19 protein-coding genes are annotated in these 20,811 nt (G+C 57.9%); 17 read left to right on the top strand and 2 right to left on the bottom strand.

Annotated elements, in window-relative coordinates:
- Positions 1-109: 109 nt before the first annotated feature.
- Positions 110-1,741 carry an ATP-dependent acyl-CoA ligase gene (locus H8F22_RS02725; RefSeq protein ID WP_057005050.1) on the bottom strand — a complete coding sequence of 544 codons (1,632 nt, stop codon included), beginning with the start codon at positions 1,739-1,741 and terminating at the stop codon, positions 110-112.
- Between the two features lie 183 nt (positions 1,742-1,924).
- Here H8F22_RS02725 and H8F22_RS02720 point away from each other — a divergent pair, with 183 nt between their 5' ends.
- The 17 genes from H8F22_RS02720 to H8F22_RS02640 all read left to right on the top strand — a co-directional run bounded on the left by H8F22_RS02720 (position 1,925) and on the right by H8F22_RS02640 (position 18,949).
- The gene (locus H8F22_RS02720; RefSeq protein ID WP_057005051.1) at positions 1,925-2,656 is read left to right on the top strand and encodes a TetR/AcrR family transcriptional regulator; all 732 of its coding nucleotides are present in this window, start codon (positions 1,925-1,927) and stop codon (positions 2,654-2,656) included.
- A gap of 346 nt (positions 2,657-3,002) precedes the next feature.
- Positions 3,003-4,067, top strand: a complete 1,065-nt coding sequence (locus H8F22_RS02715; RefSeq protein ID WP_020300781.1) for an amidohydrolase family protein — start codon at positions 3,003-3,005, stop codon at positions 4,065-4,067.
- A complete protein-coding gene (locus H8F22_RS02710) occupies positions 4,067-4,918 on the top strand; it encodes a fumarylacetoacetate hydrolase family protein (protein WP_057005052.1) in 852 nt (283 codons plus the stop codon). The genes H8F22_RS02715 and H8F22_RS02710 overlap by 1 nt, the downstream gene beginning before the upstream one ends.
- A 13-nt stretch (positions 4,919-4,931) precedes the next feature.
- Positions 4,932-5,834, top strand: a complete 903-nt coding sequence (locus H8F22_RS02705; RefSeq protein ID WP_057005053.1) for a 3-hydroxyacyl-CoA dehydrogenase — start codon at positions 4,932-4,934, stop codon at positions 5,832-5,834.
- Positions 5,831-7,006 (top strand): thiolase family protein, encoded by a 1,176-nt coding sequence (locus H8F22_RS02700; protein WP_057005054.1) that lies wholly within the window; start codon positions 5,831-5,833, stop codon positions 7,004-7,006. Before H8F22_RS02705 ends, H8F22_RS02700 begins: the two co-directional genes overlap by 4 nt.
- 1 nt (position 7,007) lies before the next feature.
- Positions 7,008-7,511: a carboxymuconolactone decarboxylase family protein gene (locus H8F22_RS02695; protein WP_169850674.1), complete on the top strand. Its 504-nt coding sequence runs from the start codon at positions 7,008-7,010 to the stop codon at positions 7,509-7,511.
- Positions 7,512-7,650: 139 nt separating this feature from the next.
- A complete protein-coding gene (locus H8F22_RS02690) occupies positions 7,651-8,928 on the top strand; it encodes a cytochrome P450 (protein WP_057005055.1) in 1,278 nt (425 codons plus the stop codon).
- Positions 8,929-9,041: 113 nt separating this feature from the next.
- Positions 9,042-10,349, top strand: a complete 1,308-nt coding sequence (locus tag H8F22_RS02685; RefSeq protein WP_057005056.1) for an amidohydrolase family protein — start codon at positions 9,042-9,044, stop codon at positions 10,347-10,349.
- Between the two features lie 110 nt (positions 10,350-10,459).
- Entirely contained in the window at positions 10,460-11,608 is a 1,149-nt protein-coding gene (locus H8F22_RS02680) for an acyl-CoA dehydrogenase family protein (RefSeq protein WP_057005057.1), read from the top strand.
- Positions 11,608-12,681, top strand: a complete 1,074-nt coding sequence (locus tag H8F22_RS02675) for an acyl-CoA dehydrogenase family protein (protein ID WP_057005058.1) — start codon at positions 11,608-11,610, stop codon at positions 12,679-12,681. Before H8F22_RS02680 ends, H8F22_RS02675 begins: the two co-directional genes overlap by 1 nt.
- Positions 12,678-13,478 (top strand): crotonase/enoyl-CoA hydratase family protein, encoded by an 801-nt coding sequence (locus tag H8F22_RS02670; protein WP_057005059.1) that lies wholly within the window; start codon positions 12,678-12,680, stop codon positions 13,476-13,478. The genes H8F22_RS02675 and H8F22_RS02670 overlap by 4 nt, the downstream gene beginning before the upstream one ends.
- A 42-nt stretch (positions 13,479-13,520) precedes the next feature.
- On the top strand, positions 13,521-14,645 hold the full coding sequence (locus tag H8F22_RS02665) for an acyl-CoA dehydrogenase family protein (RefSeq protein WP_057005060.1): 1,125 nt from the start codon (positions 13,521-13,523) through the stop codon (positions 14,643-14,645).
- Positions 14,646-14,669: 24 nt separating this feature from the next.
- A complete protein-coding gene (locus H8F22_RS02660; RefSeq protein WP_057005061.1) occupies positions 14,670-15,221 on the top strand; it encodes a glutathione peroxidase in 552 nt (183 codons plus the stop codon).
- A 4-nt stretch (positions 15,222-15,225) separates the two neighbouring features.
- The gene (gene panC, locus H8F22_RS02655; protein ID WP_126588901.1) at positions 15,226-16,110 is read left to right on the top strand and encodes a pantoate--beta-alanine ligase; all 885 of its coding nucleotides are present in this window, start codon (positions 15,226-15,228) and stop codon (positions 16,108-16,110) included.
- On the top strand, positions 16,107-16,964 hold the full coding sequence (locus tag H8F22_RS02650; protein ID WP_057005063.1) for a cache domain-containing protein: 858 nt from the start codon (positions 16,107-16,109) through the stop codon (positions 16,962-16,964). The genes panC and H8F22_RS02650 overlap by 4 nt, the downstream gene beginning before the upstream one ends.
- 42 nt (positions 16,965-17,006) lie before the next feature.
- Positions 17,007-17,747 carry an alpha/beta fold hydrolase gene (locus tag H8F22_RS02645; RefSeq protein WP_194939748.1) on the top strand — a complete coding sequence of 247 codons (741 nt, stop codon included), beginning with the start codon at positions 17,007-17,009 and terminating at the stop codon, positions 17,745-17,747.
- Complete coding sequence (locus H8F22_RS02640; protein WP_057005065.1) at positions 17,747-18,949, top strand: MFS transporter; 1,203 nt, start codon at positions 17,747-17,749, stop codon at positions 18,947-18,949. The genes H8F22_RS02645 and H8F22_RS02640 overlap by 1 nt, the downstream gene beginning before the upstream one ends.
- Before the next feature lie 205 nt (positions 18,950-19,154).
- Here the strand turns inward: H8F22_RS02640 and H8F22_RS02635 are convergent, their stop codons facing one another.
- Positions 19,155-20,609: a tyrosine-type recombinase/integrase gene (locus H8F22_RS02635; RefSeq protein WP_057005066.1), complete on the bottom strand. Its 1,455-nt coding sequence runs from the start codon at positions 20,607-20,609 to the stop codon at positions 19,155-19,157.
- Between the last annotated feature and the right edge of the window lie 202 nt (positions 20,610-20,811).

Here is a 20,811-nt window from a genome sequence, read left to right as displayed (position 1 = left end):
AGCGAGCAAGCTCGCTCCTGCAAAGAAGGCTCCAGGCCCAAGAGACGCGAAAGCCCGCTTCAAAGCGGGCTTTCGACGTTGGATCGACGAGACATACCGGGCAGGACCGTTACTTTTTGGACACCACGATCGATGTGGTTTCCAGATCCCAGGTGGCGGCGGTTTTACCTTCATCGCGCAGCAGATACTTCAACACCCGACCCTGCGGGTTTTTCGGCAAGCTGCTGCGAAACTCGATGTAGCGCGGCAAGGCATAGTAGGGCACCGAGTCGGTGGCCCAATGGAACAGCTGCTCCGGGTCTAGCGTCACGCCTTCATGCAGTACGGCAGTCACCTTCACATCATCCTCGCCTTTATCAGAAGGCACGGCATGCACCGCCACTTCGGCCAGTGCCGGGTGAGAAGCAAAGGCTGCTTCCATTTCAAAGCTGGAAATGTTCTCCCCCCTGCGACGCATGTAGTCCTTCTTGCGGTCGACAAAGTAGAAGAAGCCATCATCATCGAATTTGCCAACGTCGCCGGTGTGGAACCACATGTTGCGCATCAGCTTCTGGGTATCCTCCGGACGACGCCAGTAGCCCTGGAACATGATGTCGGGACGGAGCGGGCGCACCACGATTTCGCCAGGGGAGTTGGGCGGTACTTCCTGATCGAGGTCGTCGACGATCCTAACGTCAAAATCTGCAATACGTTTACCCGACGAGCCGGGCGCGGCGTATTCCCCGGCAGCCAGCGAAGTGATAACGCAGGCTTCGGTCAGGCCATAGCCGTTGCCGCCTACCAGCTTGGTGCCGAAGCGCTCGCGCCAGATCTTTTTGGTTTCTTCGGTATAAGGGTTGCCACGGGCGGTATGGATCTGCCCGACGCAGCGCAACATCGCTTCGTTATCTGGCGCCTGGGCGAGGAGGCCGCCCATGCCACCCAGGATCGAGGCAATGGTCGCGCCCGAGCGCTCCACTTCCGGCCAGAAATTCGAGACCGAGAACCGCGCAAGAATGGCGGCGCGCGCGCCCACCAGAATGCTGGCAATGATGGATACACACAGCGCATTCATGTGAAACAGCGGCAGCGGCGTGATGGTGACGTCGTCGGCACTGGCCGGACCGGCACGTAGTTGCAGGCGCGCCAGATTGCACATGAAGTTGTAGCTGATCATGCAGCCCTTGGAAGGGCCCGTTGTACCCGAGGTGTAAATCAGGCAGGCGAGGTCTGAAGGTTGCGGTTTATTGACGAGTGGGGTGGCGTCATGGCCACGCCATTCATCCAGTGGCGCAATACGAATCGGGCAATCAGGAACTGCTTCGAGGGTGCCACGGTGAAGAATGTGGTGGACGTCCTGCAGTTGTGAGGCGAGCGGGGTGATGCGTGGCAGGTAGGCTGCTTCGCAAATTACCACCGAGGTGCCGGTATCGGCGATCTGATGGCGGAGGAACTCGCCCTTGAGCGCGGTGTTGATCGGCACACTCACGGCGCAGAGCTTGTTGATGGCCAGCCAGGTGGTGACGGCATCGATATTGTTATCCAGCATCGTCAGCACGGTTTCACCGGCCTTGACGCCCAGGGTGGCAAGTGCGTTGGCCATCTTGGTGGAAAGTGAGTCAACCTGAGCATATGTGTATAACTCACCGCTGAAATCCAGCAATATTTTGTCTGGATGCCTTGCTACCGCGCGATCTAACGCGTCAATGACAGTGTCTCGTTCTCCCACTGCCCAGGTGTCTGGATTTCCACTGCTACCCATCAGTTTTCTCCTTTAGGCATCCGTAAGCGGTCGGGTTGCCTGATTTTATTTTGAAGAGAGAATCTGATTCTAAATACAAACGTCTTAAATGTCTTTAGCAATAAGTTGAACATATAGTGTTATTTATGCACAGATCCTGTGCTAACGTTGCACAATCTTTACTCTTCATGAGCCTGTCACGCCATGCCAAAAGCCGCACCCAAGAAAGCAGAGGCGCCAGCGCCGGCTAGCAAACCCAAAAAAAATGCGCCACCTGAAGCAGGGGCGAGCCCGGCTAAACCCGTCGAGCGACGTGCTGCTGCCAACTCAGTGGCAGGAACCAAAGTCAAGCCGAATCGCCGTTCGGAAGAAACCATTGCCAACATCCTTAAAGCCACTGAGGAAGTCGTGCTGATGTCTGGCGCGGATCGTATTTCGATCCTGGATGTGTGCCAGGTAGCGGGCGTTTCCCGTGGCACCTTTTATCGCTATTTCGCTTCGCAAGAGGACTTGCTGGACACCTTTTCACGCCACAAGCGCGAAAGCTTTCACAGCTCGCTGTCCCAGGAACTCGGTCACATCAGTGATCCTGAAGCGCGCTTGAATGCGCTGTTTGCCTATCTCGACAACTACCTGGAGCAAAGTCGGGCTCGGCGTCTTCTGGTGGTTGCACCCGACTACGCGCTGGGCTTCTTCCGACGGATTTTCCACGATTCGATCGTGCGCTTTCAGGATGGCCTGGGCATCGTTTTCGACGACTGGGACGAACGCCTCGGGGTGCGTCTTGACCGTGAGCTGATCTGCGAAATGATCATTCGTTACGTGTTGAGCGAAATCCTCGTGCCAGAAGCCGCGGGGCGTCGATTGTTCCCGGTCCGGGTGAAAAAACTCCTGGGCGCGCTGATCATGGGTTCTACCTCGCGCACCCGCCGCTGACCTTAAAGAACTACCCATCGCGCAAACAAAAGCCCCCGTTTATCGGGGGCTTTGCGTTTCCGTACGCTAATTTTTCCCCTCCTGCATTCCACTCTTTTTCGAGGCTGACTCGAAGTTTTGGACCCCTCTAAGCATTTTTCGACGCGAGTTGAGGGCTCTGGGTCAGGCCTCTCCGCGCGCAAATAAAATAAATTGAACAGTATTTTGATTTCTGCTCAATTTAATCTTAAGCTCTGGTCTTGGCAGTGAGCCGTCGGCTTCCCCTTTTCGCGGCAATTTGATCCAGGCCACGTGAAGGCACCGCACAAATAACCAACAAAAAGTGCCAACTTCGAGGTACCTAGACATGCTTATCGATCTTCACGCCCACGCACCGCACCCTGGCTATTACAACCAGCACCCTCACTGGGGGCCGTTCTTTGAGCAGCACGCCGATGGCGATATCAAGCTGCGTGTCGGTGACTGGATTCTCGGTCTTGGGTCGCCAGAGCGTAAGGCTGCCGTGCGCTCCGGCAAGGGGCCCAAGCTTGAAGAGTATTTTGCGCGCTGGGCTGATCCGAAAGTGCGCTTGGCTGGCATGGATGCGGCGGGACAAAACCTGCAGGTCGTGTCCGTACCGTCCCACTGCTACATGTACTGGACCGAAGCCGAATTCGCCGTGCCTTTCGCCCGTACCGTCAACGAGACATTGGCTGAATACTGCTCCGCAGCTCCTGATCGCTTGATGTTCTGGGCTCACGTGCCTTTGAATGCGCCAGAAGCGGCGGCGGCTGAATTGCGCTACGCCTGCACCGTACTGGGCGCTAAAGGTCTGGTCGCTGGCGGCGCCAACTTCGGCGGCCTGGAGTTCGATTCGCCGGAACTCGACGTGGTGTGGAAAACCCTCTGTGATCTGGATCTGCCGATGTTTATTCACGGCTACAACCAGTCGGTCACCTGGGGCAAGAACGCCAACGACGACCGTTACGAAACCACCGCCATCGTTGGCATGCAGTACGACGAAAGCCGTTGTTTCTGGAACCTGATTTGCGGCGGCGTACTGGATCGCTTCCCTGACCTTAAGGTGTACATCACCCATGGCGGCGGCTATGTCCCGTACCAGCTCGGTCGTCTGGCCAAGACCAACGAGAACCTCGACGTCAAATACAACAAAAAGCCGCTGCTCGAGTACATGAAAAACTTCTACTTCGACGTTGAGCTGCATGAAGTACCGATGCGCCAGGCGTTGGTCGATATCATCGGTGCAGACCATGTGCTGTACGGCAGCAACTTCGGCGGTAGCGATGCCGTGCGTCACGACCTGACCCATGGCCTGAAGTTGTCCGACGCCGACTTGCGCAAGATTCGCTATGAAAACGCATGCCGCTTGCTGCACATCGATCCTGCCAAGTTGGGCAAGGTAGGTGCCTGATGAAGCTGGCACGATGTGAGTATTTTGCTACCGGCGTTTTTTGGGCTGTCGTGGATGAGGCCCAGGACCAGGTGACGCCAATTTCCGGCAATTTCAAAGATTGGGCGCCCGGCGTGACTGCCGGACGCGGCATCAGTTCGTTGCGATTCGCCGGGCCAGCGCTCCCCCTTTCCAAAGTGCGCCTGTTGCCGCCGATAGAACCCGTCAACCGGGTGGTCGTGGCTGGCGCTAATTACGCCAAGCATCTGGTGGAGTTTGGATTGAGTGCGCCGTCCCAGCCAGTCGCCTTTCTCAAGGCTTATGGCGCGCTGATTGGCGCCAATGACCCGATCCGCTTTCCACCGTTGACTGAGGAGCTCGATCACGAAGTTGAATTGGTGGCGGTCATCGGTACTGACGAGATTGACCTGGAAAACCCGCTTGCCTGCGTGCTCGGTTACACCGTCGGCAATGACGTCAGCGCGCGCGATCTGCAGCGTAGTGGGCCGGCGGGCATCGGCATGGATCTGTTCGCGGCCAAAAGCCAGGATCGGACTACTGGACTTGGTCCCTGGATCGTCACGAAGGATGAATTTGCGCAAGGGTCACCAACGCTGCGCCTGACCTTGAAAGTAAATGGTGAGACGCGCCAGGACGGCTCCACCGGCGAAATGACCTGGGGTGTTGATCATCTGATCCGCTTTGTCCAGCAGCGCTCGAGTTTTGCCTGTGGCGATGTGTTGTTCACGGGATCGCCGGCGGGAGTGGGGATGGGCACCGGTCTGTTCCTCAAGGAAGGCGATGTGGTCGAAGCCAGCGTCGAAGGCATTGGCACGTTGCGCAATGTGGTCAGTAAAAAGAACCGCGCCTAATCGAGAGCCAAACATGAACGCCAATAAAGAAAAAGTAGTCGTCGTCGGTGCGGGTCTGATGGGCACCGGTATTGCGCATGCGTTCGCCAGCTCCGGTTTCAGTACCTTGTTGGTCGATACCAATGCCGCCTCCCTGACAAACGCCAGGGCGAGCATCGAAAAAATCCTCGCCGATGGCGTGCGCCTGGGCAAAGTCAGCGAAGAAAAAGCCCGGCAATCGTTGGCCAATCTACTGACCTGCAGCGACTTGACTGAAGCGGCGAGTGGCGCCAATTGGCTGGTTGAAACAGTCTCAGAGCAGTTGGCAGTGAAGAAGGCGGTGCTCGCGCAAGCGGCGCCACTGCTGGCACCGGACGCGATTATAGCGACCAATACGTCGGCCCTGAGCGTGACCGAAATTGCGGCGTCAGTGGAGTGTGCAGATCGCGTGATCGGCATGCACTTCTTCAATCCGGTGCACAAAATGAAACTGGTGGAGCTCGTGCGGGGGCTGGCTACCAGTGATGAGGTCGTGGCGCGCACGCGTACCTTGTGCGAGCAGATTGGCAAAACCTCGATCATCGTCAATGAGTCACCAGGATTGACCACCAGTCGCATGTCTGCGCTGTTGGGCAACGAGGCAATGTGGATGCTGCAGGAAGGCACCGCGACCGCTGAAGACATCGACACGGCTCTGCGCCTGGGCTTTAACCATCCGATGGGCCCATTGGAGCTGGGTGACCTGACTGGTTGGGATACGCGGCTGTCTGTTCTGCGTTATCTGCATCAGACCCTGGGTGAGAAATTCAGGCCGTGCCCGCTGATCATCAAAATGGTCGCTGCCGGGCGACTGGGGCGAAAGTCAGGGCAGGGGGTTTACCGCTACGAAGACGGTAAACAAGTACCAGGTTCAGGGCTCAAGGCGAGTGCGTTATGAAAGACATCGTCATAGTTGATGCGGTACGCACGCCAATCGGCAAGTTCCGCGGCAGCCTGGCCGGCGTGCGCGCCGATCACCTCGGGTCGCTGGTGCTCAGCCGGTTGCTGGAACGGGTCGATGTGTCGCCGACGTTGGTCGACGATGTGATATTTGGCAATGTCACGCAAATTGGCGAGCAGTCCGCCAACATCGCCCGTACAGCCTTGCTCGGTGCCGGTTGGCCGGTCACCGTGCCGGGCCTGACCATCGACCGTAAATGTGGGTCGGGCGAAGTGGCCGTGCATTTGGCCGTTGGCGCCATCGCGGCTGGATCCGCTGATATCGTGGTGGCAGGTGGTGCGGAAAACATGAGCCGCGTGCCCATGGGCAGTAACCGTGAAATTCACGGCGAAGCGTTTGGCTGGATGGCAGTGCAACGCTATGAACTGACCAGTCAGGGCGAGGCTGCTGAACGTATCGCCGACAAATGGGCGCTCAGTCGCGATGCGCTGGATGATTTCGCTTTTGCCAGCCATCAGCGTGCTGCCGCGGCGTCCGATGCTGGTTATTTCGATAATGAAATAGTGCCGGTTGCGGTCGAGGAGCTACGAGAGCAAGTGCTGACGGAGCCAGTTGCTGTGTTGCGCGAGGACGAAACCATTCGCCGTGATACATCGCGGGAAAAACTGTCGACGCTAAAAACCAGTTTTCGTCCGGACACCGGTCGAATCACCGCTGGCAACTCGTCACAGATCTCCGACGGAGCAGCGGCATTGCTGTTGATGAGTGCCGAAACCGCGAAAAAACTCGGGCTCAGGGCTCGAGCGCGGATTGTGGCGTTCACAACCGTCGGGTCCGATCCGACGTTAATGCTCACCGGGCCGATTGCTGCCACCCAAAAGGTGTTGAGCCAGGCCGGGCTGAACATCAACGACATCGACTTGTTCGAGGTCAATGAAGCGTTTGCCTCGGTGCCGCTAGCCTGGATGCAGGAGACCGGTGTGTCGCACGACAAGTTGAACGTCAACGGTGGCGCTATTGCCCTCGGTCATCCATTGGGCGCCAGTGGTGCACGCTTGATGACCACCTTGTTGAACGAGCTTGAGCGCCGCGGCGGGCGTTTTGGCCTGCAAGCCATTTGCTGCGCCGGCGGCATGGGCACGGCGACCATTATCGAACGGCTCGATTGAGATGGCGCGCCTACCGCTGATCCCACTGGATGCCATGCCGGCTGCGTTGCAAGACGCGGTGGAGCGGGGCCGGCGCAGTCGCATGCTCAGTTCAACGACGCCGGTGCAGGTCTGGGCTCACCGACCCAAGGTAGCCCTGGCCTGGCTGGGTTTGATGGAGAGCCTGCACAGCGACAGCCTGCTCGATGAGCGTTTACGCGAGTTGGTGCGGCTGAAAATCGCCAGCATCACCACTTGCCAGGCCTGCCAACTGGCGCGCAAGTCCGACTCAGTTACTGAAGAGGATATTGCGTGCATGGCGACGGACAGCGAGTCCTTCACGCCAGCCGAACGTGCCGCGTTGCGTTATGCCGAGTTGTTTGCCAGCGATTACCTGGAGATCGACGACACGCATTTCTTGCGACTCGGGGAGTTTTTCTCTGACGCCCAGGTGGCAGAGCTGGGGCTGTACTGCGCCCTGATGTTGGCGGGTGGCCGCATGACACTGGTGCAGCAGGCCTATTGACACGTCTCGCAGCACAAATAGTTGATCGAATTATTAATAAGTGTCCAATACCGATCTAGTCAGGCCTATTATCAGCCAGAAGGTATGGCCTTAAGCAGCTACCTGACAAAAAATAATGACAAAAATAGCGGAGACGATCATGTCCACACCGGTGCAGAACGATCTGACGAAGGCTTTCACCGACGTAGCCAGTAATTATCGCGGTACCAGCGATATCGACCTGCACGCGACTTACCGCGATATGCGCGCCAATTCGCCCGTGCTGCAAGGCAACTTCATGGCAAGTCTGGGCGTGCCGTCGATTGCCGGCCTGGATGCCAGCCGGCCAACCTTCACACTGTTCAAATACGACGATGTCATGGCGGTCATGCGTGACGCCGGCACCTTTACCAGCGGTTTTATCGCCGAGGGGCTGGGTGCGTTTTTCGATGGCTTGATCCTCACTGCAATGGACGGGGATGCTCACAAGAACATCCGTAATCTGCTGCAACCGGTATTCATGCCCGAGACGGTGAATCGCTGGAAAGAAACTAAGATCGATCGGGTGATTCGCGAGGAGTATCTCAAGCCGATGGTCCCGGCCAAGGGTGCCGATCTGATGGACTTTGCCCTGTATTTTCCGATCCGGGTGATTTACGCGTTGATCGGCTTTCCCGAGGATCGTCCCGAGCAGATCGAGCAGTACGCGGCCTGGGCGCTGGCCATCCTGGCGGGCCCGCAAGTCGATCCGGAAAAAGCCGCCGCGGCCCGCGGCGCGGCCATGCAGGCCGCTCAGGCTCTGTACGATGTGGTGAAAGTGGTGGTGTCCGAGCGTCGCGCCGAGGGCGCATCGGGCGATGACCTGATCAGCCGGCTGATCAACGCGGAGTATCAAGGACGGTCGCTGGACGATCATGAAATCGCCACCTTTGTACGCTCACTGCTCCCGGCTGCCAGCGAAACCACGACTCGCACCTTCGGTACCTTGATGTCGTTGCTGCTGCAAAATCCGGAGGTGCTGGAGCGGGTGCGTAATGACCGTAGCCTTGTAAACAAGGCCATCGACGAGGCGGTGCGCTTCGAGCCTGTGGCCACCTTCAAGGTGCGTCAGGCCGCCAAGGACCTGGAGATCCGCGGTGTAGCCATCCCCAAAGGGGCAATGGTGCAATGCATCGTGACCTCGGCCAATCGCGACGAAGATGCATTCGAAAACGCCGATAAATTCGACATCGACCGCAAGCCCAAACCTTCGTTTGGCTTCGGCTTTGGCCCACACATGTGTATCGGTCAATTCGTGGCCAAAACCGAGATCAACTGCGCACTGAATGCGATCCTCGACCTGATGCCCAACATCCGTCTCGACCCTGACAAACCCGGGCCGCAGATCGTCGGCGCACAGCTGCGCGGTCCGCACTATTTGCACGTGCTGTGGGACTGATGGAGATGCGCACTCGATTTAATATGAACAGATTCAAAAAATGTGTTTAATTAAATAGAGATGTGCACTATGATTCAGGCACAACAACAAGCCCGAATGCGAAGGGGAAAACAATGAAAGTTGAAGATCTGATTCTTGTCAGCGTCGATGACCACGCGATCGAGCCGCCGAATGCTTTTGCTCGCCACATGCCCGCCCGCTTCAAGGGTCGTGAGCCGCATGTGGTCAAAAAGGGTGATCGTGATGTGTGGGTCTTCGAGGAACAGGCCACTGGCTACATGGGCCTCAATTCCGTGGTCGGTCGACCAAAAGAGGAATACGGCATGGAGCCGCTGGGCTACGAGCAAATGCGCCGTGGCACCTGGAACATCAAGGACCGCGTCGACGACATGAACGCCAACGGCGTACTCGGTTCATTGTGCTTCCCCACCTTTCCGGGTTTTGCCGGACAGCGTTTCCAGGTACACGCTGACCGAGACGTGGCGATGGCGGCCATCCAGGCCTACAACGACTGGCATTTGCACGATTGGTGCAACGCTGCGCCAGGCCGTTTCATTCCGCTGATGATCGTGCCGTGGTGGGACATGAAAGCCGCGGCTGCCGAAGTCGAACGTCTGGCCAGACAAGGTGTGCACGCGCTTTCGCTGTCGGACAACCCGGCTATTCATGGCTACCCGTCGATCCATAGCGATTACTGGGACCCGCTGTGGAAAGCCTGCAGCGATAACAAGGTGGTGATCTGCTGCCATATCGGTACCGGCGTGAAAGCTCAACACGCTTCGGATTTGTCGCCTATCGACGCTTGGATCACCTCCATGCCGATTTCCATCGCCAACTCCGCCGCAGACTGGATCTGGGCGCCGATGTGGAAGAAATTCCCGGACCTGCGCATGGCGCTTTCCGAAGGCGGCATCGGCTGGATTCCTTATTTGCTGGAGCGTGCTGACTTCACCCACCGTCACCATAACGCGTGGACCAATTCCAACTTCGACGGGAAGATGCCCAGCGACATCTTCAACAAGCACTTCATCACCTGCTTCATTGAAGATAATTTCGGCCTGAAGAACCTCGATTATCTGAACGCCGAGATGGTTACGTGGGAAAGCGATTACCCGCACTCCGACTGCACTTGGCCGAACTCGCCGGAAACCGCTTGGGAAGGGTTGCAGCACCTGCCTAAAGAGATGATCGACAAAGTCACTCACTTGAACGCAATGCGTGAGTTTTCCTTCGATCCGTTCGCTATCCACGGTCGGGAAAACTGCACGGTCGGCGCGCTGCGGGCTCAGGCCACGCACGTCAGCACCGAGCCAGCACTGGGCTTGGGTGGTGCCGATCATGGTCGTCACGACAACAAGCCGGTCACCTCCGGCGACATCAATGCGATGTTTGCCGAGGCTGACGCGCAAACCGCGTTGTAAGTTGCCGCTGTTCCTACAGTCGCCGGCCAACGGCGACTGTGGAGCGGTTGCCGATCTGTGGTCGCTTCGTTCGAAGCGATTGCGCCTGTGTTCAGCGTTAGAGAGCGCATATGGCCATCAGTCAATTTTCCTACAGTAATATTCCTCCCGAGGCGGAAGCGCTTCGCACCGAAGTGCGGGCGTTCATTCTCGACACACTGGCCGATTACCCACCGACCTTGAGTGCACAGTCCTGGATGGGCTTCGACGCTGAATTCAGCAAGAAGCTCGGCGCGCGGGGCTGGGTGGGCATGGCCTTGCCCAAAGCCTACGGCGGTGGCGAGGCGGGTCCTTTTGCACGCTACGTGATCATTGAAGAATTGCTGGCCGCCGGTGCGCCGGTATCGGCTCACTGGATCGCCGACCGGCAAAGTGGGCCGCTGATCAATCGCTTCGGTACCGAGCAACAAAAACAGCACTTTCTTCCAGCCATTTGCCGGGGTGAAAGTTACTTCTGCATTGGCATGAGCGAGCCCAATTCCGGCTCGGACCTGGCTTCGATCAAAAGCACTGCTGTGCGTGATGGCGATAGCTGGCTCGTCAATGGCCAGAAGGTCTGGACCACCAACGCGCACCATTCGCAGTACATGATTGCCCTGGTGCGTACCGGTGAGAAACAAGCGGCCCGGCATGAGGGCATGTCGCAATTCATCGTCGACCTGAGCCTGCCCGGCATCACCATTCGCCCGATTCGCGACCTGGCCGGTGGCGAGCACTTCAACGAAGTGTTCTTCGACAATGTAAGGCTACCCGCCGACGCTTTGATCGGCACTGAAGGGAAGGGATGGGACCAGGTGACCGCCGAACTGGCCTTCGAACGCAGCGGCCCTGAACGCTTCCTCAGTTGTATGGCGTTGTTGAAAACACTGATCGACGCGGTGGGCAAGTCCCCTGACGCACTACAAGCGCGGGAGATCGGGCGACTGTCAGCCAAGCTGCTGACGCTGCGCAATATGTCGTTGTCGGTCACGGCACAGTTGGCAGCGGGTGAACATCCAGCCTGGGCGGCCTCCTGTGTGAAAGACCTTGGCAATGCTTTTGAGCAGGAAATTCCCGAAGTAGCCCAGCTGTTGCTGGAAACCGAGCCACGGCAGGACGGCGGCAGCGAGCACGCACGCGTGCTGGCCTACCTGACACAGATGGCGCCCTCATTCTCACTGCGCGGGGGCACTCGCGAAATTCTGCGCGGCATCATTGCCCGCGGCCTGGGGTTGCGATAATGCGCGAGATATTCGAAGCGACGATTGAACGCCTGTTTGCCGATCTGGCGACGCCGGCTTATGTGATGAGCTGTGAAGGCGGCGAATGGCCGGCCGAGTTATGGGCTGCGCTGGACGAGTCGGGCTTCACCCTGGCGGGTGTCACCGAAGCGCTGGGCGGCGCTGAGGCCAGTTGGGCCGATATGTATGTGCTGATCCGTGCCGCTGGGCGCTTTTCAGTACCTGCACCTTTGGGTGAAGCCCTGCTCGGCAATTGGCTGCTGAGCAGGGCTGGCCTGGAGGGCAGGGCAGGTGCCATCAGCGTGGCCGCCAACGCCGATCTGGTACTTGAGGGCGAGCGCGTTTACGGCACCGTCTACTCGGTCCCTTGGGGGCGCAACGTTGAAGCGGTCGTCGCCATCGCCAATAGCCCAACCGGCGTGGCGCATGTGGTGCTGCTGTCGCGAATCGCGGCGAGTGAACTGACGTTGAGTCTGAATGTGGCAGGCGAACCGCGCGATGATTTGGGTTTCACCAGTGCCCAGGTACTGGCACAAGCACCGTTGCCCGGCGGGCTCGACGCCAACGTCCTGGAACTGGGCGGCGCGATGCTGCGCGCGGCGCAGACCGCCGGGGCTTTGCACGCCCTACTGGACATGACCGCCAACTATGCCGGTGAACGCAAGCAGTTCGGCAAGGCAATTGGTTCTTTCCAGGCCATTCAACAACAGCTTGCAGTGTTCGCTGAGCAGGCTGCCGCCGCCGGCATCGCGGCCGAGGCGGCCTTCACGGAATCCAGTGCGGGGCTCGCGGCGCTGACCATTGCCGCGGCAAAAATCAGCACCGCAGAAGCCGCAAGCGTCGGCGCAAGCATCGCCCATTCAGTGCATGGCGCCATTGGCTTTACCGAGGAATATCCGCTGCATCTGCTCACCCGTCGGTTGTGGGCGTGGCGCAGTGAATTCGGCTCGGCCAGCCTTTGGAGTCAACGCCTGGGTACTCAGATATGCCAAGGCGGCAGCGATGGATACTGGCCCTTGCTCACCAGCCATGGCCAACAACCCTTAACCCGTCTCGCGAGTAATCCGGTATGAGCCCGTTTCTACAGATTGAGCGTGAGGGCGGCATCGTCACCGTGCGCATGAACCATCCCGACACGCGCAATGCCCTGACGACGCGCGAGCAGATCCAGGAGTTTGTCGATCTCTGCGCTGAACTGCGCCGTGACATGTCGGTACGGGTAATGGTGCTTACCGGCAATGGCAGCGCTTTCTGTGCCGGTGGCAACGTCAAGGACATGCACGAGCGCGGCGGCATTTTCGCCGGCTCGCCGTATGAACTGCGCAATACCTACCGGGACGGCATTCAGCGTATTCCCCTGGCGATTTATGAGCTGGATATCCCGGTGATCGCCGCGGTTAACGGCCCGGCGATCGGTGCGGGCCTCGATCTTGCCTGTATGTGCGATATCCGGCTGGCGGCGCCCAAGGCGATCTTTGCCGAGAGTTTCGTGCGTCTGGGCATCGTTCCGGGTGACGGCGGCGCCTGGCTGTTGCCGCGCATCATTGGTATCCCTAAAGCCAGTCTGATGGCGTTTACCGGTGACGCTATCGATGCAGCCAAGGCGCTTGAATGGGGGCTTGTCGAGCAAGTCTGCACCCACGAAACGCTGCAATCGGAAGCGCAGGCGCTCGCGCGCCGAATCGCCAGCAACCCGGGTCATGCGTTACGCCTGTGCAAGCGTCTGCTGCGCGAAGGCCAACATATGCGCCTCGATTCGCTGCTGGAATTGTCGGCGGCGTATCAGGCGTTGGCGCATCACACCGAAGACCATCATGAAGCGGTGGCGGCTTTTGTCGACAAGCGCGATCCCAATTACCAGGACCGCTGATTACCCATCGCCTAATACAAGAATCGATCTGGAGTAAGCAAAATGCGTGGCGTATTTCGAGAAGACCACAACATGTTCCGTGATCAGGCCCGCCGTTTCGTCGACCGCGAAATCGTGCCCTACCTGCATGAGTGGGAAAAAAACGGCATCGTTCCCAAGGAAGTCTGGCTCAAGGCCGGTGAGAACGGCTTGTTATGCTCCACGGTGCCTGAAGAATACGGTGGCCCCGGAGGCGACTTCGGTCACTCGGCGGTGATGATCGAAGAGCTGGCGCGGGCCAACGCTACCGCCGTGGGTTTCACCACCCACTCGGAAATCGTCACGCCTTACATCGTTGCCTATGGCAGCGAAGAGCAGAAGCAGCAATGGCTGCCACGTATGGTCAGTGGTGAGTTGATCGGCGTCATCGCCATGAGCGAGCCGGGTATCGGCAGCGACCTGCGTGCCATGCGCACTTCGGCGCGGCGTGACGGTGATGACTACATCGTCAACGGCCAGAAGACCTTTATCACCAACGGCGGCAATGCCGGACTGGTGGTCACCGCCACCAAGATTGATCCGGCGGCCAAGGAACTCACACTGATCTGCGTTGAGGAAGACCGAGCCGGCTTCGCCAAGGGGCGTCTGCTGGAAAAGATTGGCCTGAAAGGGCAAGACACTGCCGAATTGTTTTTTGATGAAGTCCGGGTGCCCGTCGGCAATCGATTGGGTGAGGAGGGCATGGGATTCAAATACCTGACTCATCAATTGGCCTGGGAACGCCTGATCATCGCGATCCGTGCCGCGCAATCCATCGACACGCTGCTGGAAGAAACCATCGGCTACACCCGGGAGCGCAAGGTCTTCGGAAAACCGGTGCTCGACTTCCAGAACACCCGCTTCAAACTCGCTGAAGCCAAGGCCCAGGCCACCATGCTGCGGGTGTTCGTCGACGACTGTCTGGCCAAAGTGATGCGCGGTGAACTGACGCCGGAAATCGCGGCAATGGCCAAGCTGCTGGGCTCGGAGATGCAAGGCAAGCTGCTTGATGAGTTTCTGCAATTACATGGCGGCTACGGCTTCATGAGCGAATACAAGATCAGCCGCGCCTGGGTTGACGCCCGGGTCGCGCGCATCTATGGCGGCACCTCTGAAATCATGAAAGAAATTATCGGCCGTACCCTTTGAAGCACATTTGCATGAGGCAAACAGATGAGTAATTCCCTTTACGACATTTCGCTGAAGCAGATCGATGGAAGCGTCCGCACCCTTGGCGACTATCGGGGCAAGGTCCTGTTGGTGGTCAATGTCGCTTCAAAATGCGGGCTGACCCCGCAATACGAGGGCTTGGAAAAACTGTACCAAGACAAAAAATCCCAAGGCCTGGAAATACTGGGTTTCCCCGCCAACAACTTCAAGGAGCAAGAACCGGGTAGCGATGTGGAAATCGTTGAGTTCTGTTCAGTGAACTATGACATTCACTTTCCGTTGTTCTCGAAAATCTCGGTTGTCGGCGCGGACCAGCATCCTCTCTACGCCGAGCTGACTGCTGCACAGCCCGAGTCCACGGGTGAAGGTCCTTTCCGAGAGCGCTTGACGGGTTATGGCATCAAGTCAGACAACACAACGGACGTACTCTGGAATTTCGAAAAGTTTCTGATTGATCGGCAGGGCACGGTCGTTGCCCGTTTCGCTCCAGACATCGCGGCTGATGATCCTCGTTTGCTTGAAGCAATCGAAGCTCAATTGGTCCAAGAGGCGTGAAGCGGTGCTGACAGTCGATACGGTTAGCGCGCTTCGTGCGCTCGTGGCCCGTGCACGAGGTGAAAACAAGAAAGTCGCGCTGGTGCCGACAATGGGCAACCTGCATGACGGTCATATCGCCCTGATTCATTGCGCAAAGCAGCGAGCCGATTTTGTGGTCGCCAGCATCTTCGTCAATCCACTCCAGTTCGGGGCGAATGAGGATCTGGCCAACTATCCTCGGACCCCCGACGCCGATCGCGAAAGACTGGTCAACGCCGGGTGTGATGCGCTGTTTGCCCCTGCTGTCGAACAGATCTATCCAGATGGAATGCTCAATCAGGCCATCGTCAGTGTGCCGAACGTGTCTGAAGGTCTTTGCGCTGCGGCACGTCCTGGTCACTTTGATGGCATGGCCACTGTCGTCGTCAAGCTGCTGAACATTGTTCAGCCAGACGTGGCTGTTTTCGGGGAAAAGGACTATCAGCAGCTGGCAGTCGTCCGCTCCATGGTCAGGGATCTGAATATGGTGACTGACGTTGTCGGTGCACCGACGATCCGGGCCGCGGACGGCTTGGCATTATCGTCGCGCAACGGCTATCTGAGTGACCATGAGCGTTCGGTGGCCCCCGTCCTTTACGCTTGTTTGAAGCAAATGGAGGCGAGTATCCAGGTTGAGGGGCGGGTGACTGAGCACCTGTTGATTGAATGTCATCAACGTATAAGCGACGCCGGTTTTCAGCCGGAATACTTTGAAGTCAGGAATGCTCAGGATTTAAAACCTCTGACCAGCTCCGATACTCACTTTGTGATTCTTGTGGCGGCGCGCATCGGCAAAACGCGGCTCATTGACAATCTGACGGTGGACCTTCGGCCATCAAAAAGATCACCAGAGGAACAACACCCATGAGCCTCTATCGAGCGTTCACTGTTCTTGGCCTGTGCCTTGTCTCTCTTGTCGGCATGGCTCAACAAGCGCCAGTGGATGCCTATGGTGCCGACACCCAGCGTGCCAACGCCTTGCTGTTAAAAGCTGTCGCCGAATACAAAGCCAAGGGCGACACCGCCCTGGCTGAGTTCAGTCGCCAGGGAGCCTATGTCGATGGAGAGCTGTACATCTACGTTGTCGATACCTCCGGCGTGATGCTTGCCAGCGGAGGGCCTTCGGTTTCACTGGTCGGAAAACCGGTGGTCAGCGTTCTGGACGACGACCTCAAGGCTGCATTCCAGCAAGCGATTTCGCAGCCAGACGACGGCATCGTGCGTAGCGCCGAATACCGCTGGTGGAACTGGCAACACGGTAAGGTCGAGCGTAAGCGCGTGTTCTATCAACGTGTGAAAGATCGGGTGATCTCCGTGGGTTACTACATGCCACGGTCCAGCCCTGAACAGGCACAACAGCTGCTGCGCCAGATTTCGGCGCAAGTTGCCAGCGACGCAAAAGCCACTGTCGGGCGCATTAATCAGCACGATAAGCAGCTCACCCAGGATGATCTCTATGCCTTTGTGGTGGACCTGAAAACCAGGCGGTTCATCGCTCACGGCTTTTCGCCCCGGCTGATCGGCACCGACTTCAAGTCATTGCGCTCTACCGACGGCAAGCCGATTGGCGAGGACATACTCAAGCAGATGAACACGCATGAAGCAGGGGAGATCACTTATCAATGGCGTAACCCTATGACGGGGCAGAATGAATACAAGAGGACTTTTCTGCAGCGGGTTAATGGATACGTCGTCGCCGTGGGCTGCTATGCAATCAAGTGATCAAAACAGGGACCACCGGCGCCCGCAGCAAGGAGTGTGCGCATGACTGATTTAGTATTGCTGCATGGCGGCAACCATGGCTCGTGGTGTTGGAAGCCTTTTGTGGAGGCGTTAAACCAACAACCCGGATGTTTCAAACGAGTGATCACTCTGGATATGCCTGGGTGCGGCAAGAAGCGCGGTCGAGATGTTGCGTCCCTGCGGCTCGACGATGTGGTCAAGGAGCTTAATGACGACCTGCGTGCACTCGGTGTGAACCAGGCCGTGTTGCTTGGGCATTCCATTGCGGGGGTCGTGCTGCCAATGATGGTGTTGGCTGCTCCGCAACTATATTCGCAGCTGGTTTACCTGGCCTGCGCATTGCCCAGTGAAGGCCAATCGATTCTGGAGTTACTTGGCACAACGCTGCATGGCGAAAGCCCGGAACATGTCGGCTGGCCGCTGGACCCCGCGCACACAACCCCTCAAGCGCTGGCGGTGGCCATGTTCGGTCAGGACTTGAGTGAGCAAACCATGAGTTGGTTGTTAAGCGAAGCGAGCCAGGACACGACGCCACTCTGTGTGGCGACAGACTCCATCAGTCGTGCGGGATACCTGGGAATGATTCCGGCGAGTTACATCATCACACTGCGCGACAACATCCTGCCCGTCGACTGGCAACGCCGTTTTGCGCAACGTGCTGGCGCGGGCGTGGTTATCGAGATAGATACGGCGCACGAGCCGTTCGTATCACACCCGCAGCTACTGGCGGATGTCATACGAGGTATAGAGCGGCATGAGTGATGAGCGATATCGGTGTTTCAATCCGTAGCAACGGCAAGGCAATCCGCAGCGATTGGTTGATCCTGTCCATTATCAGCTTCAACTTTATCTCGTACATATGCAGTGGTTTGCCGCTTGCGGTGTTGCCGGGCTATGTCCTCAATGACCTGGGCCTGACCTCGGTTTTCGCCGGCGTGGTTATCAGCTCGCAATACCTGGCGACGCTCCTGGCCCGCCCCTTGGCCGGTGGTGTGGCCGATCGCCTGGGTGCCAAATACGCGGTTGTGTGCGGGTTCAGTGGCTTGATGTTGAGCGGCGCCCTGACGGCGCTCGCCATTATCCTGCCCACCCAACCCTGGTTGACCCTGACGCTATTACTGCTGGGGAGGCTGGTGTTGGGGGCGTCCACGGCCATGATCTCCACGCCCTGCTGCACCTGGGCCATCGGGTTATGTGGTGCCCCGCGGGCGGCACAGGTCATGTCGTGGAACGGAATAGCGGCTTACGGCGGCACGGCTGTTGGCGCGCCACTGGGTGTGCTGCTGCGCAATTCGATGGGTATCGCCAGTGTGGGGTTGTGCACCGTGTTGCTTGGCTTGGCGTTCCTGCTTTTGGCTCTGGGCAAGCGCCCAGCGCCATTGGTTGCAGGCGCCCGTCTGGCATTTCACCGAGTCCTGTTCGCCGTCATGCCCAATGGCCTGGTCCTGGTTTGCAGCTCGGTGGGATTTGGCGGGCTTACGGCGTTCGTCGCACTGTATTTCGATAGTCTCGGCTGGGATTACGCCGCCTATTGCTTAAGTGGTTTCGGCGCAGGTTTTATCGTTGCCCGATTGTCGTCGCCAGGAATACTGCAGCGATTCAGAGGGTACAAAGTGGTGGGCGGCTGCCTGCTTGTGCAGACATTGGGCATGCTGCTGATATGGCTCGCGCCTTCGCCTGCGCTGGCCATTGCCGGCGGGGCGTTAACCGGGATAGGGGTGTCATGGGTCTATCCGGGGCTTGGGGTGGAGACTTTGGCTAGCACTCCGGCCGCGAACCGTAACTCGGCGCTCAGCGCCCTTTCATTATTCTTCGATATTGCAGTGGGGATGGCCGGTCCGGTGATGGGCCTGGTTGCGTCAGGTTTTGGTTTTGCTGCGATATTTCTCTGTGCAGCACTGATGTCGATGGGCGGGTTTCTGGTAGTGCTCTGCCTATGGCGGAAGGGGCGTATACGCGATTAGTGTTAGTTGTTTAATAGCATACCTCTGTTTCACATAACTGACGTGCAAGTAAGCTCTCCGACGATCTGTCAGCGGGAAAATAACAGAACCAGCTATACCGCTATTGGCCGATTGCTGCGTGTCATGTCGGGTCGGAATCGACCCGAACCGAGCTCTCAGCGATATATACATAACTACAAGGAGTTCAGCGTTATAAGAATTCGACTTATGACGACGGCAAAGTCTCTGCGGCTGCGTAGTCTGGAAAGGACATCATCGACTCGACCGGAGGATGCTCGTAGGTTGAGGAAAGAACGGCACTGAGCCGATCGCCCAACAGGTTCCAGGCGCTTTTCTTCTCTTCGGCATAGTCGTGATGCAGGTAATGACGCCTCACCCTAGAGCCGGCCAACACATGATTTTGGCAGCGATCGATGACGTCCAGGCTGACCCCCAAGGCCTGCATCATGGTCGCGCCGGTACGGCGCAGGTCATGCGGGGTCCAGTCACCGTTCTGGCCGTCAGCAAGCACCAGGGTATCGTCATGACGCCGTCTAGAGAGGGCCTTACGGTTTTTGAACCGAGCCTGACGATCGCCGACCTGTTTGCTCACCACTTTCACATCCACATGCCCATCATCCTGCTTGTTGGGAAAGCACCATTCAGAGTTTCCCGTCAGCGTCTTGAGTTCCTGAAAGAAATGCAGGGCAAATGGCGAGAGGAACACATGGTGGTCCTGTTTCTTGCCCCGGGTGCCTTTGACGTTTTCACTGGGGAGGAACCAGGTCTGCCGGTCAAGATCGACATTTTTCCATTCGGCCTGGAGCAACTCGCCAATCCGGCACAGCGTACCCAGGCTGATCCAGAGTGCGAGTTGGGTTTCTTTCTTTAGCGGCCGTATGCCGTCGTATTTTTGCCCGGCGGGCAGGGCGTTGTAATCGGCAGTCATTTGCTGGAAGCGGTTGTGCAGTTCCAACAGCTCAGCCGGTGAAAGGATGCGGCTTCTTTCGGCCTCGTAGTCGGCTGGGATCAGAGGGGAGATGTCGACCAGTTCCGTCGGATCGCCCTCGATCAATAAGGCCCGCCAGGGCTGACGTTTTCTGGCCCAGCTGAACATCTGAGTGAGGTCGGCGAAGAAACTGATGGCTTGCCGGTGAGCGCCGCGGTTGACCACGGCGCGGATCAGCGCCCGAACATCGTGTTCGGAGACGCTGCTCACCGCGGTCTTGCCGAGTGCCGGATAAAGGTCCTTGTTAAAGCGTCGTTGCAATTCAGCATTGCCATCTTTCCGCGCTACGCCATCCAGCAGCCACGCGCTGGCCAGATCCTGGACGGTCAGCGTTTTCACCTTCGTCGTTTTTACTTGTTCAGCCTCTACGTTAGTAGCGGCGTATGCCTGGGCCTTGGCGGTTTTCTTTTGCTCGCTGGGATTGATCTGCTCATCAATGAGCGCCCGGGCCTGGTTGCGGGCCTTGCGGATGTCCGTCAGGGATTTGCGCGGCCAGGTTCCGCAGGCGTACTCTTTGTTTTGATTGCCCCAGCGATAACGGTAGAAAAAGCTGACTGACACGCCGTCCTTGCGGACTGAGATTCGACCGGCGAGATTACCATCCTCGCGGAGGATCCGGCCGGCATCATTGACGGTCAGCGACTCAAGTTCTTTGATGGTGATTTTGGCCATGAAATGGACTCCCCCTACTTTTACCCCCACAAAAACGTCGGCTCTTGATGGACGTTCCTGGACTCTCGTAGAGCAGAACACCGCTGGAGCTCAAGTAAATACTAGCTTAGAAAAATCCAGAGTAAAATTTTGGAATCTTTCAAGAAGTATGAAAAAGGAGATGGGGTGCTAGGGGTCGAGTGTTCGAATCACTCCGTCCCGA

The organism is Pseudomonas mucoides (assembly GCF_015461845.1).
Lineage (GTDB): Bacteria > Pseudomonadota > Gammaproteobacteria > Pseudomonadales > Pseudomonadaceae > Aquipseudomonas > Aquipseudomonas mucoides.
This window is presented reverse-complemented; position numbering and strand designations above follow the sequence as displayed.